Below are 15730 nucleotides of genomic sequence, written 5' to 3' on the forward strand. Positions count from 1 at the left end.
CCGCGGAGCGGATCACGCCTCGGCGAGTTCCTTCGGGCTCCCGCCCTCACGCTGCTCGGGCACCCCCGCGTCCACGGCGCCCTCGGGCGACAGCGTGGTCTCGTCGAACGGCAGTTCCCCGGCGAGCACCGCGCGGACGCGCTCCGTGTCGATCTCCTTGGTCCAGGTGCCGATCAGCACCGTGGCGACCGCGTTGCCCGCGAAGTTGGTGAGGGCGCGCGCCTCGCTCATGAACCGGTCGATGCCGACGATCAGGCCGACCCCGTCGACCAGGGCGGGCTTGTGCGACTGGAGGCCGCCGGCCAGGGTCGCGAGGCCGGCACCGCTGACGCCCGCCGCGCCCTTGGAGGCGAGCAGCAGGAACAGCAGCAGCGGGATCTGCTCGCCGATCGACATCGGCGTGCCGAGGGCGTCGGCGATGTAGAGCGACGCCATGGTCATGTAGATCATGGTGCCGTCGAGGTTGAAGGAGTAGCCGGTCGGCACGGTGATGCCGACCACGGCCCGGCTGACCCCCAGGTGCTCCATCTTCGCGATCAGCCGGGGCAGCGCGGACTCCGAGGACGAGGTCGACAGGATCAGCAGGAACTCCCGGCCCAGGTACCTCAGCAGCGCGAGGATGTTCAGCCCGGAGACGATCCGCAGCAGCGCCGCGAGCACGACGAACACGAACAGCACGCAGGTCGCGTAGAAGCCCAGCATCAGCACGGCGAGGCTCTTGAGCGCGTCCACGCCCGCCGAGCCCACCACCGCCGCGATGGCGCCGAAGGCACCGATCGGCGCGGCCCACATGACCATGGCGAGGATGCGGAAGACCAGCCGCTGGATGTGCTCGACACCGCGCAGCACCGGCTGCCCGGCGGGCCCCATGGCCTGGAGCGCGAAACCGGCGAGCAGTGCGACCAGCAGCGTCTGGAGCACCTGTCCCTCGGTGAACGCGGAGACGAGGGTGACCGGGATGATCGACAGCACGAAGTCCACCGGAGGCAGCGCGTCGGCCGAGACCTGGTCGTGGCCGGACGCCTTGATCGCGTCGGTGAGGTGCAGCCCGTCGCCGGGGTGCAGCACGTTGCCGACCACCAGCCCGATGGCGAGCGCGACGAGCGACATCACCAGGAAGTAGCCGAGGGCCATGCCGCCGACGGCGCCGACCTTGGCGGCCTTCCGCACGGAGGCGATGCCCAGCACGATCGTGCAGAAGATGATCGGGGAGATCATCATCTTGATCAGGTTCACGAACCCGGTGCCCAGGGGCTTGAGCTCCACCGCCGCGTCGGGCCAGATCAGCCCCACGGCGATGCCGAGCGCCACGGCGGCGATCACCGCGAGGTAGAGGTAGTGGGTGCGGTCCCGCTTCGGGGCGGGAGCGGCGGATGGGTCGGGTACGGCGGGTGCGGGGACGGGGGTGCTGGACACGACTGCCCTCCTTGACGTCTTCGTCGGTAGACCGGCGTGCGGCTCACGTCCGGGGGTGATCGGGGATCGGTCGAAGGCGGATCGGGGATCGACCGGGGCGCGATCGGACCCCGACCGGAGCTCGATCGGGGAATGCCGTGACTATCTCCCTGCCTGTGACGGCGGTCACCCTTGCGTTCATTGAGTTCACGCCCGGCCCCTGGGGCGCCGCCCGGCGCGGCGGGCACACTGGCGGGATGCGCCTCCGGATACCCCGGCCCCGCTCGCTGGCGGGCCAGCTGTTCGCCGTGCAGGCCGTGCTGATCGCGGTCGTCGTGGCCGGGTACGCCCTGTTCACCTACGTCAGCGACCGGCACCAGGCCGAGGACGCGGCCCGGCGCCAGGTCCTCGCGGTGGCCGGCTCGGTCGCCGACGCGCCCTCGGTGCGCACGGCGATCGGCACCGACGACCCCTCCGCCCGCCTCCAGCCGTACGCGCTGCGGGTCACCGCCGACACCGGCGTGGACTTCATCACGATCATGGATCCGCGGGGTATCCGCTGGACCCACCCGCACCCGGACGAGATCGGCCGGAAGTTCCTCGGCCACATCGCCGAGGCCCGGCGCGGCACATCGTTCACCGAGACCTACACCGGCACGCTGGGCGCCTCGGTGCGCGCGGTGGTCCCGGTGGAGGACGACGGGAAGGTCGTCGGCCTGGTGAGCGCGGGCATCCGTGTCGAGGCGATCAGCGAGCGGGTGGAGGGCCAGGTCACGGCCCTGGTGGGGTGGGCCGCCGGGGCCCTGGCGCTGGGCGCGGTCGGCAGTTACGTCGTCAACGCGCGGCTGCGCCGGCACACGCACGGCATGAACGCCACGGAGCTGAGCCGGATGCACGACTACCACCAGGCCGCGCTGCACGCCGTGCGGGAGGGGCTGCTCATGCTGGACGGGCGGTTCCGGGTGGCGCTGATCAACGACGGCGGACGCGAACTCCTCGGCGTGGCCGGTGACGTGGTGGGCCGGCCGGTCGCGGACCTCGGCCTGCCGGCGTCCTTGACGGGGGCGCTGCTGGCGTCGGAGCCCCGGGTGGACGAGGTGCATCCGACGGCCGACCGGGTGCTGGTGGTGAACACCTCCCCGGTGTCCGGGGGCGAGCGCCGGGGCACCGTGGTGACCCTGCGCGATGTCACCGAACTCCAGTCCTTGATGGGTGAGTTGGACTCCGAGCGGGGCTTCGTCCAGGCGCTGCGGTCGCAGGCGCACGAGGCGGCGAACCGGCTGCACACGGTGGTCTCGCTGATCGAACTGGGGCGCGCCGAGGAGGCCGTGGAGTTCGCGACGGCCGAACTGGAGCTGGCGCAGGCCCTGACGGACCAGGTGGTGGCGGCGGTGAGCGAGCCCGTGCTCGCGGCGCTGCTGCTGGGCAAGACCGCCCAGGCGAACGAGCGGGGCGTGGAGCTGGTGGTGTCGGCCGACGGCCGCGTGGACGACGGCCTGCTCCCCGCGGGCCTGCCGGCCCGGGACCTGGTGACCGTCCTCGGCAACCTGATCGACAACGCGGTGGACGCGGCACAGGGCAGCACCGGGGCGCGGGTGACCGTGACGGCGTGCACCCGGCGGGCACCGGGCGAGCGGGGCGAGCTGGTCCTGCGGGTCGCCGACACGGGCGGCGGGGTGGATCCGGCCCAGGCCGACCTGCTCTTCCGGCGGGGGTACTCGACGAAACCGGCCGGCCCCGGCGGGCGGGGCCTCGGCCTCGCGCTGGTACGGCAGGCGGTCCTGCGTCACCAGGGCACACTGACCGTCGGCGAGAGCGACGGCGGCCGGGGCGCGGTGTTCGAGGTGCGCCTGCCGCTGGGGGAGCCCGCGCGGGCTCCGCGAGACGCCGTCACCGGAGGTGTCGTATGACCGAGCCCGAGGCGGGGCCCATCCGCGTGCTGATCGTGGAGGACGACCCGGTCGCGGCGGACGCGCACGCGCTGTACGTCGGACGGGTGCCGGGGTTCGTCGCCGTCGGCACCGTGCACACGGGCGCGGAGGCGTGGCGCGCGCTCGACCGCACCGCCGTCGACCTGCTGCTGCTCGACCTGCATCTGCCGGACGGGCACGGTCTCCAACTGGCGCGGTCGCTGCGGGCGTCCGGGTACCACGCGGACGTCATAGCGGTGACGTCGGCGCGGGACCTCGCGGTGGTGCGGGAGGGGGTGTCGCTGGGCGTCGTGCAGTACGTGCTGAAGCCGTTCACCTTCGCCACGCTGCGGGACCGCCTGGTGCGCTACGCGGAGTTCCGCGCGGCGGCGGGCGAGGCGGGCGGCCAGGACGAGGTGGACCGCGCCCTGGCGGCGCTGCGCGCGCCGGGTCCGGCCGCCCTGCCCAAGGGCCTGAGCGCGCCCACCCTCCAGCGGGTCACCGGGGCCCTGCGCGAGTCCGTGGACGGCCTGACCGCGACGGCCCTCGCGGAGACCACCGGCGTCTCACGCATCACGGCCCGCCGCTATCTGGAACACCTGGTCGAAACGGGCCGCGCGGCCCGCAGCCCGCTGTACGGCCAGGTGGGACGACCGGAGCTGGTGTACCGGTGGGTGAGGGGGGCGCGTTAGGGAGCGGGTGCGGTGGACCCGGTCGGCCCGGCGCTCCCGCCGGACCCGGCAGTGGACCCGGTCGGCCCGGCGGCTCCGCCCGCTCCGGCGGTCCCGGTCACGGTGGTCCCGGCCGCCGTGGTCCGCGTCGCGGTGGTCCCGGCCGCCGTGGTCCCCGTCGCGGTGGTCCCGGCCGCCATGGTCCCCGTCGCCCTGCCGGCCCCCGCGGCAGCGGTCGCCGCCGTGGTGGACCCGGGTGGGCCCAGCGGCAGCGCGTACCTCACCACGAGCACCGCCAGGCCCGTGACCGCCAGGGCCTCGATCGCCGACAGGGCGAGCAGGCCGCCGGCGGCGTCGCCGCTCGACCAGTACACGGCGAGCGCGCTGAGCGGCAGCACGCAGAAGGCGAGCAGGTCGACCGCGCACTGGATCGCCTTGCGCGAGCGGCGTCCGCGGTCCGAGCGGTGGGCCGTCTCCCACGCGAACACCGCCTCCGCGTCGGCCAGTCGGGCCAGCCGGGGGCTCAACTCGTCGCGCACGTAACGGCCGATCGCCGTGATCTTCTCGTCGTTGACCAGGTACGTCCACCCGAGCACGACACACACCGGCGCCAGCGCCAGCAGCATCGACGCCCGCCCCGTCTGCGCGGCCGCCGCGACGACGGCGGCGACCACCGTGAGGGTGACGTAGAGCAGATTGTCCCGGAACCCGATCCGCGCCTTCTGCTCGTCCTTGATGCTCTGGTACTCGGCGAGCAGCAACTCCCCCGCCGTCACACCCCGTTCCGGCATTCCGCCCCCCTCGCGCGATCCGTCCGCCAAGGGTCCCCTCCGGGCCGCCCGCAGACAACTCCCGCTTCCGGTACGGCAGATGCGCGCCGCAGCGTGCGCCCGGCCCGGGGTCGCGCGCGGCGGGGGCCGGATCGCGCCGCCGTGGAGAGCGATCCGGCCAGCGATACAGGGCACCCGACCGGGCGCGCACGACCGGCGCGCACGCCCGCACGAGAGGCTCACGCGCTGCCCGACCGGCGGTTTCCGCCCGCGCCGGACATCGCGTGTCGCGCGGTCCGGGAGGCCGCGCATATGCCACCTCACCTTGCCGTTCACCGGCGGCGGACCGGCACCGGCAGCCCCGCCGAACCCGTGCGCGCACTCCCCCGGCGACGACGGGAGGACACCTCCGTCACCCGCCCTACCGGCCCGTAGCCGTACATTCCTACGATCCGTGATCCTGGCCGAACAGACCGTAGTCGTCGCAGCCCGGGGCGCCTACGTTGTGGGTCGTGCGCCGACCGCCAGCCCCGCCCAACAGGCCCGTGCCCGCCCCGCCGCCGTTCGATCCGACCGCCGCCCGCAGGCTCCGGGCCGGCCTCGGCATGGGGCCCGAGCACGTCGCCTACGGAATGCGGGCCTCCTACGGGCTCTTCCATGTCACACCGGAACACGTCATCGCCTGGGAGCGCGGGGTCGCCGCCCCGAGCACCCCCGAACTGAAGGCTCTGGCCGGGGTGTTGTGGTGCTCCCCGGGTGAACTGATAGGCCGTCCGCGCACCTTGCGCGAGCACCGCCTGGCACGCGGGTTCGCGCCCGAGGACGTCGCCCGCGCCGTCGGGCTCGAACCGCTCGCCTATCTGCGGATGGAGGAGGGCGGGGGATGGCACGGCACCGAGCGGCAGGCGGCCGCGCTCGCCGGTCTGCTCGATCTCTCGCTCGCCGACCTGGTCACCGTGACCGGGCGCGAGCCCCGGCTCGCCGAGCTGCTGCGCGGCGCGGTGACCACCCGCTGGCAGGCGTACACCCGGCCGCTGGCCAAGCTGCTGCCGCTGGACCGGCGGCTGCTGGAGGACGTGCTCCAGGAACTGCACCTCGACTACCAGGGGCGCATGACCGCGACCCTGAGCCGCGGCGGCGGGGGCGCGGGGGCCGGTGAGGGCGGCCGGGAATTCCTCGACCGGATCGTGCAGAACTTCTGGACGACGGTCGAGGCGTACTCCGTGTAGGACCCGACGGACGGGAACCGCGGGACAAGCCGCGGCCGGGACCCACTGGGGCCCCGGCCGCGGAGAGCTGCTTCGGGAAGGCGGAGAACTCCTCCTAGAAGACCGACTCCGCCTCGTCCATCCGGTCCTTCGGCACCGTCTTCAGCTCCGTGACTGCCTCGGCGAGCGGCACCATCACGATGTCGGTGCCGCGCAGCGCGGTCATGTTGCCGAACTCGCCCCGGTGCGCGGCCTCCACCGCGTGCCAGCCGAAGCGGGTGGCGAGGACACGGTCGTAGGCCGTCGGCACACCGCCGCGCTGCACATGGCCGAGGATGACCGGCTTGGCCTCCTTGCCCAGGCGCCGCTCCAGCTCGAAGGCGAGGGCGGTGCCGATGCCCTGGAAGCGCTCGTGGCCGTACTGGTCGATCGCGCCGTGGCCGTAGTCCATCGTGCCCTCGGCGGGGTGGGCGCCCTCGGCGACGCAGACCACCGCGAACTTCTTGCCGCGCGCGAAACGCGCCTCGACCATCTTGACCAGGTCGGCCGGGTCGAACGGGCGCTCGGGCAGGCAGATGCCGTGCGCGCCGGCCGCCATGCCGGACTCCAGGGCGATCCAGCCCGCGTGCCGGCCCATGACCTCGACGACCATGACCCGCTGGTGCGACTCGGCGGTGGTCTTCAGCCGGTCCATCGCCTCGGTGGCCACGCCCACGGCGGTGTCGAAGCCGAAGGTGCGGTCGGTGGAGGAGATGTCGTTGTCGATGGTCTTGGGGACCCCGACCACGGGCAGGCCCGCGTCGTACAGCATCCGGGCCGCGGTCAGCGTGCCCTCGCCGCCGATCGGGATCAGCGCGTCGATGCCGAAGTCGCGGACGATGTCCGAGGCGTTCTCGCACGCCTCCCGCAGCCGGTCGCGCTCCAGTCGTGACGAGCCGAGAATGGTGCCGCCGCGGGCCAGGATGCCGCTGACGGCGTTGAGGTCGAGGCTGCGGTAGTGGCCGTCGAGCAGACCGGCGTAACCGTCCTCGAAACCGATGACCTCGTCGCCGTAGTTGTCTACCGCTCGGTGCACGACCGACCGGATCACGGCGTTGAGGCCGGGGCAGTCGCCCCCTGCGGTGAGAACTCCGATACGCATCGTGCTGTGTCTCCTGCTCGCTTTTGGTGCCGGTGAGCCAGATCCGATTCTTTCACGTCCCCCGCCGACGTGGCGCGGCCATCCATCCCGGGCGCCAGGGACCTCCGCCCCGGCCCCGGCGGGCCCGAGGTCCCCTCCTCCGAGGGCGCCCGGCCAGGCCCGGCGGGACACTCGCTGGCGGGCGCCTTAACCAGCGCCGGGGGTATTGTCAAGAGGGTTCCCGCTCACCTCGGTGGGCGATTTTCGCGCCCGAGACGAAACGGAGAACAGGCGTGACGCGCAGCGTGTACGTGACCGGGATCGACCGAGGCGACGGCCGGCAGGTCGTCGAGCTGGGGGTCATGGAGCTGCTGACCCGGCAGATCGACCGGGTCGGGGTGTTCCGGCCGCTCGTCCACGAGGGCCCGGACCGGCTGTTCGAGCTGCTGCGGGCCCGCTACCGGCTCTCCCAGGACGCGGCGACGGTCTACGGCATGGACTACCGGGAGGCGTCCGCGCTCCAGGCCGAGCAGGGCACCGACGAGCTGGTCTCCACCCTCGTCGACCGCTTCCACCTGGTCGCCCGGGACTACGACGTCGTGCTGGTCCTCGGCACCGACTTCGCCGGCACCCAGCTCCCCGACGAGCTGGCCCTCAACGCCCGGCTCGCCAACGAGTTCGGGGCGTCCGTCATCCCGGTGGTCGGCGGCCGGGGGCAGACCGCGCAGGACGTGCGGGCCGAGACCCGCAACGCCTACCGCGCCTACGACGGCCTCGGCTGCGACGTCCTCGCGATGATCGTGAACCGGGTGGCCCGGGAGGACCGGGACGAGATCGCCGAGCGGCTGGACGCCCGGCTGCCGGTGCCGGTCCACGTGCTGCCGGACGAGCCCGCGCTGTCCGCCCCGACGGTCGCGCAGATCGCCCACGCGCTGGAGGCCCGGGTGGTGCTCGGCGACGACGCGGGGCTCGCCCGGGACGCGCTCGGCTTCGTGTTCGGCGGCGCGATGCTGCCGACCTTCCTGAAGGCGCTGACCCCGGGCTGTCTGGTCGTCACCCCCGGGGACCGGGCCGACCTGGTGGTGGGGACGCTGGCCGCGCACAGCGCCGGCACCCCGCCCATAGCCGGTGTGCTGCTCACCCTCGACGAGGTGCCGAACGCCGACATCCTCGCGCTCGCCGACCGGCTCGCGCCCGGCACCCCGCTGCTGTCGGTGCCCGGCAACAGCTTTCCGACGGCGGAGCAGTTGTTCTCCCTGGAGGGCAAGCTGAACGCGGCCACCCCGCGCAAGGCGGAGACCGCCCTCGGCCTGTTCGAGCGCCATGTCGACACCGCCGACCTGCTGAAGCGGGTGTCCGCGCCGAGCAGCGACCGGCTGACGCCGATGATGTTCGAGCACCAGCTGCTGGAGCAGGCCCGCTCCGACCGCCGCCGGGTCGTCCTGCCGGAGGGCACCGAGGGGCGCGTCCTGCACGCCGCCGAGGTGCTGCTGCGCCGCGGGGTGTGCGATCTGACCCTGCTCGGACCGGTCGACCAGATCCGCAAGAACGCCGCCGACATCGGCATCGACCTGGGCGACGCGCAGCTGATCGACCCGGCCACCAGCGACCTGCGGGACGCGTTCGCGGAGCGCTACGCGCAGCTGCGCGCCCACAAGGGCGTCACCGTGGAGCTGGCGTACGACGTGGTCTCCGACGTGAACTACTTCGGCACCCTGATGGTGGAGGAGGGCCTCGCCGACGGCATGGTCTCCGGTTCCGTGCACTCCACCGCGGCCACGATCCGGCCCGCCTTCGAGATCATCAAGACCCGGCCGGGCACGAGGATCGTCAGCTCGGTGTTCTTCATGTGCCTCGCCGACAAGGTGCTCGTCTACGGCGACTGCGCGGTCAACCCCGATCCGGACGCCGAGCAGCTCGCCGACATCGCGGTGCAGTCGGCGGCCACCGCGCTCAGGTTCGGGGTCGAGCCGCGGATCGCGATGCTGTCGTACTCGACGGGCACCTCCGGGTCCGGCGCCGACGTGGACAAGGTGCGCCGGGCCACCGAGCTGGTCCGGCAGCGCCGGCCCGACCTGCGGATCGAGGGGCCGATCCAGTACGACGCCGCGGTGGAGCCGACGGTGGCGGCCACCAAGCTGCCGGAGTCGGAGGTGGCCGGGCAGGCCAGCGTGCTGATCTTCCCGGACCTGAACACCGGCAACAACACCTACAAGGCCGTGCAGCGCTCGGCCGGGGCGATCGCCGTGGGGCCGGTGCTCCAGGGCCTGCGCAAGCCGGTCAACGACCTGTCCCGGGGCGCGCTCGTGCAGGACATCGTCAACACGGTCGCCATCACGGCGATCCAGGCCCAGAACTCCCAGGAGAAGGCGACCGCCCAGTGACCGCCCACCCGTCTCCCGCCTCCGCCCCGAGCGAGGAGCCCCGCCCGGCCTCTCCCGCCCGGCCGTCCGACACCGGCCCGGCGGACGCGGCGCGCCCGGACCGGCCGGCCCGGGTCCTCGTCCTGAACTCCGGCTCCTCGTCGGTGAAGTACCAGCTGCTGGACATGCGCGACGGCGCCCGGTTGGCCATGGGGCTCGTCGAGCGGATCGGCGAGCGGACCTCGCGGCTGAAGCACACCCCGGCGGGCCGGGAGTCCCGGGAGCGCGACGAGCCGATCGCCGACCACGAGGCCGCCCTGAAGGCGGTGGCGCGGGAGCTGGCCGCGGACGGGCTCGGCCTGGACTCCCCCGAACTGGCCGCGATCGGGCACCGGGTGGTGCACGGCGGCCGCCGGTTCACCGAGCCGACGGTGATCGACGAGGCGGTGCTCGCGGAGATCGAGCGGCTGATCCCGGTGGCGCCGCTGCACAACCCGGCGAACCTGACCGGTATCCGCACGGCCCACACGCTCCGCCCCGACCTGCCGCAGGTGGCGGTCTTCGACACGGCCTTCCACACGACGATGCCGGAGTCGGCGGCGCGCTACGCGATCGACGTGGAGACCGCCGACGCGCACCGTGTGCGGCGCTACGGCTTCCACGGCACCTCGCACGCGTACGTCTCCCGCGCCACGGCCGAGTTGCTGGGCCGTCGCCCCGAGGACGTGAACGTCATCGTGCTGCACCTGGGCAACGGCGCGTCCGCGTCCGCCGTGCGCGGCGGGCGGTGCGTGGACACCTCCATGGGGCTGACCCCCTTGGAGGGACTCGTGATGGGTACCCGTTCCGGGGACATGGACCCGGCCGTCATCTTCCATTTGATGCGCGTTGGGGGAATGTCCGCCGACGAGATCGACACTCTTCTCAACAAGAAGAGCGGCCTGATCGGGTTGTGCGGGGACAACGACATGCGGGAAATCCGCCGCAGGGTCGACGAGGGCGACGAACGGGCGGCCCTGGCGTTCGACATCTACATTCACCGGCTGAAAAAGTACATCGGCGCCTATTACGCGGTGCTCGGCCGGGTGGACGCGCTGGCCTTCACAGCCGGAGTCGGGGAAAACGCGAGCGCCGTGCGGGAGGCTGCGGTCGCGGGCCTGGAGCAGCTGGGCCTGGCGGTCGACAGCGGGCTGAACGCCGCGCGGGGCGAGGGGCCGCGGCTGATCTCGCCCGCCGGCGCGCGGGTGGCCGTCGCCGTGGTGCCGACCGACGAGGAACTGGAGATCGCGACACAGACCTACGCACTGGTGGCAAAGAACGGCTGAGCAATACACGGCGGTAACACGCCTGAGCAGAGGCCCGCCCATTTGTATCTTCCGCCAGACGGAATATTCCGCAGCGAAACAAACCGATAGGATCGCCCCATGCGCCGTTCGAAAATCGTCTGTACTCTCGGCCCCGCGGTCGACTCCCATGAGCAGTTGGTCTCGCTGATCGAGGCCGGCATGAATGTGGCCCGATTCAACTTCAGCCACGGCACCCACGCCGAGCACCAGGGCCGGTACGACCGGGTCCGTGCCGCCTCCAAGGAGACCGGCCGCGCCATCGGCGTCCTCGCCGACCTCCAGGGCCCGAAGATCCGTCTGGAGACCTTCGCCGAGGGTCCGGTCGAGCTGGAGCGGGGTGACGAGTTCGTCATCACGACGGACGACGTGCCCGGCGACAAGCAGATCTGCGGGACGACCTACAAGGGCCTGCCGGGCGACGTCAGCCGCGGCGACCAGATCCTCATCAACGACGGCAACGTCGAGCTGAAGGTGCTGGACGTCGAGGGTCCGCGGGTGCGGACGATCGTCATCGAGGGCGGTGTCGTCTCCGACCACAAGGGCATCAACCTGCCCGGCGCCGCGGTGAACGTGCCCGCGCTGTCCGAGAAGGACATCGAGGACCTCCGCTTCGCCCTCCGCATGGGCGCCGACCTGGTCGCGCTGTCCTTCGTCCGGGACGCCAAGGACGTGGACGACGTCCACCGGATCATGGACGAGGAGGGCCGCCGGGTCCCCGTCATCGCCAAGGTGGAGAAGCCGCAGGCGGTGGAGAACATGGAGGACGTCGTGATGGCGTTCGACGGCGTGATGGTCGCCCGTGGCGACCTGGCCGTCGAGTACCCGCTCGAGAAGGTCCCCATGGTGCAGAAGCGCCTGATCGAGCTGTGCCGGCGCAACGCCAAGCCGGTGATCGTGGCGACCCAGATGATGGAGTCGATGATCACCAACTCCCGCCCGACCCGCGCCGAGGCGTCCGACGTCGCCAACGCCATCCTGGACGGCGCCGACGCGGTCATGCTGTCCGCCGAGTCCAGCGTGGGCGCGTACCCGATCGAGACCGTGCGGACGATGTCGAAGATCGTCACCGCGGCCGAGGAGGAGCTGCTCAGCAAGGGTCTCCAGCCGCTGGTGCCGGGCAAGAAGCCGCGTACGCAGGGTGGTTCGGTCGCGCGCGCCGCGTGCGAGATCGCGGACTTCCTGGGCGCCCGGGGTCTGGTCGCCTTCACCCAGTCCGGCGACACCGCCCGCCGTCTGTCGCGCTACCGCGCCTCGCAGCCGATCATCGCCTTCACCACCGACGAGGGCACCCGCAACCAGCTGTCGCTGAGCTGGGGCGTCGAGTCGCACATCGTGCCGTTCGTGTCCAGCACCGACGAGATGGTCGACCTGGTGGACCAGGAGATCACGAAGACCAAGCGCTTCAACGCGGCCGACGTCGTGATCATCACCGCCGGTTCGCCCCCCGGCGTGGCCGGCACCACCAACATGCTCCGGGTGCACCACCTCGGTGCGGCCAACTGAGCGGAGCCGGACGGCTCGTGAGGCACCACGGGCCATGAGGTACGGCAACGCGTGAACGGCGCTGAGGGCGCCCCCCGGCATGGGGGGCGCCCTCAGCGGTTGTGCGCGGCTCCCGGACGGGCCTGATGGGTCCCGGTCAGCTGTCCGAGGTGTAGACGTGCATCCCGGGCACGTGCAGCGTTCCGCCGAACTGGGCCGCCTGGGTCACCTTCACGTTGGTGAAGTAGATCAGCGGGATGTTCAGCGGCGGCGGGTTGTCGGGCGTGAACGTCACCGGGACCAGGCCGAACAGGTTGCCGGAGATGGACTCGGTGTACATCACCGTGTCGCCGCCCGTGATGGTGGACGTCGAGCCCTTGCCGGCCTGCACGTGGTAGGTCTTGCCGGACTGCTTGTCGTTCACCGTCTGGTGCATGTCGCCGATGTCGGTGCCGCCGGAGATGACGTACTTCAGCACCTTCTTGGTGGCGCCGCTGGCCGTCTTCACCTCGACGACGCCCTGGTAGTCGGCGCCCTTCAGCGTCAGCGAGCTGGCGCTGAGGTACCACGGGTCGTCCGCGACCGGCGTCTTGTTGTCGACGCCGCTCTCGTCGTCCGTGGCCACCGCGCAGTCCGAGGTGTCCGTGCTCTCGCTCGCGGACGGGCTCGGCGACGCCGTGGACGTGGCCGCGTCCTCGGCCGCCTTGACGGCGTCGGAGGCCGCCTCGGTCGCCGTGTCGCCGGCGTCCTTGGCGGTGTCGGAGGCCGCCTCGGTGGCCTTGTCGACGGTGTCCTTCACCGTGTCGGAGCCGCTCGAGTCGCCCGACGAGGCGGCGGAGTCCGAGGACGACGAGTCGCCCGTGGCCGTCGCGGACGGCGTGGCGCTCGCGCTCGCCGAGGCGGTCGAGGTGTCCTTGCCTCCGGTGAGGAGGTCGCCGATCGCGTCGCCGATGGTGTCGAGCACGTTGCCGCTGCTCGCGGACGCCGACGGGCTCGCGGTCGCGGTGTCGTCCGACGACGAGGAGCCGCCCGACGAGGACGTGGCCGACGGCGAGGGCGTCGCCTGGTCGTCGGAACCTGAATCCGACGAAGAGGACGAGTCCGAGCCGCCGGACTTCGCGTCCGAGGACTTGGTGTCCGCCGACTGCGTGTCCGTCGATTCCGAGGCCGAGGCGCTGGGGCTCGGGGACGCGGAGTCGGACGCGGACGGCGACGCCGAGGAGTCGTCGAGCGCGGCCACGCAGTCCTTGTACTCCTCGGCCTTCTGGCTGTTGGAGGCCGAGGGGCTGCTGTCGGCGGCGGCCCAGGTGGCGGTGAAGCCGAGGCCCATGAGGACCGCGGTCGGCATCGCCACCGTGGCTATCGCCTTGCTCGCCGGCATGTGGAACCTGGTGAACAGCGGCTTCTTGGGTGCCGCGTGGCGCGGCCCGGTTCTCCCACAGGACTCGTCCACATCAGTCCCGTGGGTCACCTCGTCAGCCGGCACTGTGCCTCCCGTTCGCTCCGTTTGCCGGGCTCGTTCCTGACAGGTCGTGCGCCTCGCCCACCTCGTCCACGTCGTCGCCCGCGGTCTTGTCCAGGACGACGCCGTCCTGGCCGAAGCCGTCGTGCGCGGTCCCGTCGTGCACGGTCCCGTCGTGGCCCGCCGCGTCCGGAACGGCCCCGGGGGCGCCGTCCGCGCCCGCACCGAAGCCCTGCACCGCCTGCGGCTCCGGCGCGCGGCCCGGCACCCACGACACGGCCATCGCGCCGCCGATGAGGGCGAACAGGAAGCCGATGATGAAGCCGCCGAAGTTGGCGACCGGCAGGGACACCAGGCCCAGCAGGATCGACGCGACGCCCGCGAAGACGCGTACATGCGTCTGGAACCAGAGGCTGAAGCCCAGGACGACGAGGAGCACGCCGATGATGAGGGAGCCGGCGCCCGCGGTGGTGGCCAGCGTCATCGTCAGGTAGCCGACATGCAGATGCGCGTACGGGAAGTACATGATCGGTACGCCACCGAGCATGACGAACAGCCCGGCCCAGAACGGCCGACTGCCCCGCCAGGCGCGGAACTGCCGCCTCCGGCGGGTGAACTGGCCGGGTTCGGCAGAAGTCTCGGCGTTCATGAAACAGCTCCCTGGTGCGGCTGTGGTGAGGGTGTTACTGGGGTGGAGATGTGGGGGGTTGGTGCAGACGCGCTGAAAATGGGGGGACGGGCGGGGATGCCGAAGAGGCTCCCCCGCCCGTCAAGGAGTGCTTAGTAGCACTCCTTCGCGTCCGTCGAGATCGACATGTGCAGACCGCTCAGCTTGAAGGTCTGGGCGGTGGTCGCCCAGGCCGTCTGCTGCACGTTCGTCAGCGTGGCCGAGTCGGCCTGCTGCGAGAACCCGTAGGGGTTCGTCTTGTCGCCCGTGTGGATGCCCGGACCCTTGGCGGCGTCCTTGGCGGCCACACCGATGTCGATGTTGGTGAACGTCGCGTCGGCGTTCAGGTCGGCAACATCGATGTAGATGTTGTCGGCCTCGACCGGCTTGTCCGCGCCGGCCTTCAGGATCAGGCTGACCTTGCCGAACACCGGGATGTTCGGGGTGACCACGGACTGGCACATGTTGTAGATCTTCGCGCTCTTGAACGCGGAGACCGCAACCGGCTGGATCGCGGAGCTACCGTCGAGCGCGTAGCCCGTGTCGATCGCACCGTACTGCTCGAAGCCGGTGCCCTCGAGCTTGTCGGCCGAGACCTTGAAGGACTGGCCGGACACACTGAACGACGCGGCGAGAGCGCCCTGCGCGAGGGCGACACCTATCGCTGCCGTGGCGGCGACGCTGGGCACCATGACCACAGCGAACCGCTTCCATCTGGTCCCGCCACGCACCTGGGACTCCATATTTCCTCCTTCTCGGACGTACATCTCCTGATCCCGGCTCGCCCCTATGAGATGCGGCTCGTCCGGGCAGGGATGGGAGAAGTGCTACGTCCTCGGGAAGGGGAGCGCCTGCGTCCGGTGGCGCGAAACCGCGCCCGAACTACGGCGATCACCCCCGAGCGACAACCACTGGTCGCGCCTGACACACATCACGCACAACCTTGCCGGACAGGCTTCGACCAGAGGACGAAGACCCCCCTGTCCAAGAGCCGGCTCCACTGCCGCCGGCTCTGCTCGGTGGGGACCCAGGAGATCCCGTTGGCCCGACCGGATGTCGGGGTACGGGAAGGGACCGAGCGTGGCCGATCGTGGTGCATTCTCGCCGCCCGCACAAGGGGGTTCGTTACTGGCTAGTAACGGCGGGATAACCGCGGGACGACCCATCGGTCTCGAACGGCGACGCTCGGTGGCTTTCGGGGGTGTCGCAAATCCGTTGATCCTTGGACGGAATAAGACAGAACAACGCCTTCGACTTACTGCAAGTAACAGCGGCCGCGATTACCAAGATTTGGTAAAGCGCGGCCGCAGTGGGGCGTCGTCGGCAAATCTTTCAC

Annotated in this window: 11 protein-coding genes and 1 pseudogene; 6 read left to right on the forward strand and 6 right to left on the reverse strand. The window is 71.7% G+C overall.

Annotated elements, in window-relative coordinates; translation table 11 throughout:
* Positions 1-12: 12 nt before the first annotated feature.
* Positions 13-1416, reverse strand: a complete 1404-nt coding sequence (locus tag WN71_RS11480) for a cation:dicarboxylate symporter family transporter (protein WP_046589827.1) — start codon at positions 1414-1416, stop codon at positions 13-15.
* Between the two features lie 236 nt (positions 1417-1652).
* Between WN71_RS11480 and WN71_RS11485 the strand changes: the two genes are divergently transcribed.
* Positions 1653-3305, forward strand: coding sequence for a sensor histidine kinase (locus tag WN71_RS11485; RefSeq protein WP_046589838.1), 1653 nt, complete (start codon positions 1653-1655; stop codon positions 3303-3305).
* Entirely contained in the window at positions 3302-3997 is a 696-nt protein-coding gene (locus WN71_RS11490) for a response regulator (protein WP_046589825.1), read from the forward strand. The genes WN71_RS11485 and WN71_RS11490 overlap by 4 nt, the downstream gene beginning before the upstream one ends.
* A gap of 230 nt (positions 3998-4227) precedes the next feature.
* Here the strand turns inward: WN71_RS11490 and WN71_RS11495 are convergent.
* Positions 4228-4767 (reverse strand): annotated as a pseudogene (locus WN71_RS11495) (hypothetical protein); the annotation flags it as partial.
* 491 nt (positions 4768-5258) lie between these two features.
* Between WN71_RS11495 and WN71_RS11500 the strand changes: the two are divergent.
* The gene (locus tag WN71_RS11500) at positions 5259-5975 is read left to right on the forward strand and encodes a helix-turn-helix domain-containing protein (protein WP_046589834.1); all 717 of its coding nucleotides are present in this window, start codon (positions 5259-5261) and stop codon (positions 5973-5975) included.
* Between the two features lie 94 nt (positions 5976-6069).
* Here WN71_RS11500 and WN71_RS11505 read toward each other — a convergent pair whose 3' ends face one another.
* Positions 6070-7095 (reverse strand): ATP-dependent 6-phosphofructokinase, encoded by a 1026-nt coding sequence (locus tag WN71_RS11505; protein ID WP_046589824.1) that lies wholly within the window; start codon positions 7093-7095, stop codon positions 6070-6072.
* Positions 7096-7367: 272 nt separating this feature from the next.
* Here WN71_RS11505 and pta point away from each other — a divergent pair, with 272 nt between their 5' ends.
* The 3 genes from pta to pyk all read left to right on the forward strand — a co-directional run bounded on the left by pta (position 7368) and on the right by pyk (position 12286).
* The gene (pta, locus tag WN71_RS11510; RefSeq protein ID WP_046589822.1) at positions 7368-9458 is read left to right on the forward strand and encodes a phosphate acetyltransferase; all 2091 of its coding nucleotides are present in this window, start codon (positions 7368-7370) and stop codon (positions 9456-9458) included.
* Between the two features lie 122 nt (positions 9459-9580).
* Positions 9581-10762 (forward strand): acetate kinase, encoded by a 1182-nt coding sequence (locus tag WN71_RS11515; protein ID WP_046589833.1) that lies wholly within the window; start codon positions 9581-9583, stop codon positions 10760-10762.
* Between the two features lie 99 nt (positions 10763-10861).
* On the forward strand, positions 10862-12286 hold the full coding sequence (pyk, locus tag WN71_RS11520; protein WP_046589819.1) for a pyruvate kinase: 1425 nt from the start codon (positions 10862-10864) through the stop codon (positions 12284-12286).
* Positions 12287-12422: 136 nt separating this feature from the next.
* On the opposite strand, the gene WN71_RS11525 is transcribed toward pyk, so the two are convergent.
* The 3 genes from WN71_RS11525 to WN71_RS11535 form a co-directional block, all read right to left on the reverse strand.
* The gene (locus tag WN71_RS11525) at positions 12423-13751 is read right to left on the reverse strand and encodes a hypothetical protein (protein WP_079177810.1); all 1329 of its coding nucleotides are present in this window, start codon (positions 13749-13751) and stop codon (positions 12423-12425) included.
* Positions 13741-14376 carry a DUF6114 domain-containing protein gene (locus WN71_RS11530; RefSeq protein WP_046589815.1) on the reverse strand — a complete coding sequence of 212 codons (636 nt, stop codon included), beginning with the start codon at positions 14374-14376 and terminating at the stop codon, positions 13741-13743. Before WN71_RS11530 ends, WN71_RS11525 begins: the two co-directional genes overlap by 11 nt.
* A 131-nt stretch (positions 14377-14507) precedes the next feature.
* Positions 14508-15137, reverse strand: a complete 630-nt coding sequence (locus WN71_RS11535) for a DUF6230 family protein (RefSeq protein ID WP_046589814.1) — start codon at positions 15135-15137, stop codon at positions 14508-14510.
* Positions 15138-15730 lie beyond the last annotated feature (593 nt).

The organism is Streptomyces mangrovisoli (assembly GCF_000974985.2).
In the GTDB taxonomy this organism is placed as follows: domain Bacteria; phylum Actinomycetota; class Actinomycetes; order Streptomycetales; family Streptomycetaceae; genus Streptomyces; species Streptomyces mangrovisoli.

Coding starts and splice junctions, on each gene's coding strand:
- WN71_RS11530 (WP_046589815.1), bottom strand. CDS start 14,376: ATGAACGCCGAGACTTCTGCCGAACCCGGCCAGTTCACCCGCCGGAGG.
- WN71_RS11535 (WP_046589814.1), bottom strand. CDS start 15,137: ATGGAGTCCCAGGTGCGTGGCGGGACCAGATGGAAGCGGTTCGCTGTG.
- WN71_RS11490 (WP_046589825.1), top strand. CDS start 3,302: ATGACCGAGCCCGAGGCGGGGCCCATCCGCGTGCTGATCGTGGAGGAC.
- pyk (WP_046589819.1), top strand. CDS start 10,862: ATGCGCCGTTCGAAAATCGTCTGTACTCTCGGCCCCGCGGTCGACTCC.
- WN71_RS11485 (WP_046589838.1), top strand. CDS start 1,653: ATGCGCCTCCGGATACCCCGGCCCCGCTCGCTGGCGGGCCAGCTGTTC.
- WN71_RS11505 (WP_046589824.1), bottom strand. CDS start 7,095: ATGCGTATCGGAGTTCTCACCGCAGGGGGCGACTGCCCCGGCCTCAAC.